We start from the raw sequence: 546 nt of genomic DNA on the forward strand, positions 1-546 counted from the left end.
CCCCCTGTGTCAGGATAGTTGTCGCCTCAGTTTTTCATAAAAATAAAACAGGGAGCGGTAAGTTTGTTATGAATGAAGCATTATCCAGAAGAGCATAAGCAAGCCGTCATTAGAAAGCTCCTTGAAAGTGGCTTATCATTAGGCCAATTCGCAAAGCTAGAAAGTATCAACTTATCTACTTTGTATTCATGGCGAGATAAGTATTTAAAAGTAGGTTCTAGTTTGGCAGAGAGTAATAATTTAGATGGTTGGTCACCAGAGCAAAAGTTCTCAATTGTTTTAGAAACGTCAGCATTAAGCGAAATTGAGTTAAGTGAGTATTGCCGTGAAAAAGGGCTTTACCCTGAACAAGTTAAAGAATGGAAGCAAAGCTGTATTGCAGGCAATCAAACACAAGCCCAGCAGCGTAAGCAATTAGCCCAAGAGCGAAAAGCCGACCGTAAGCGAATTAAAGAGCTAGAAAAAGAGTTAAAACGTAAGGATGCAGCCCTAGCAGAAACTGCGGCATTATTGGTGTTAAGAAAAAAGTTAAATGCCTACTGGGGG

The 546-nt window shown here is 40.1% G+C and carries 1 protein-coding gene; it reads left to right on the forward strand.

Going from position 1 to position 546, the window contains the following annotated elements; all coding sequences use genetic code 11:
- Positions 1-72 precede the first annotated feature (72 nt).
- A partial coding sequence (locus AC19MV_RS23065) for a transposase (RefSeq protein WP_498310045.1) occupies positions 73-546 on the forward strand: 474 nt, incomplete at its 3' end.

The sequence above is a fragment of the Shewanella sp. MF05913 genome (assembly GCF_059758095.1).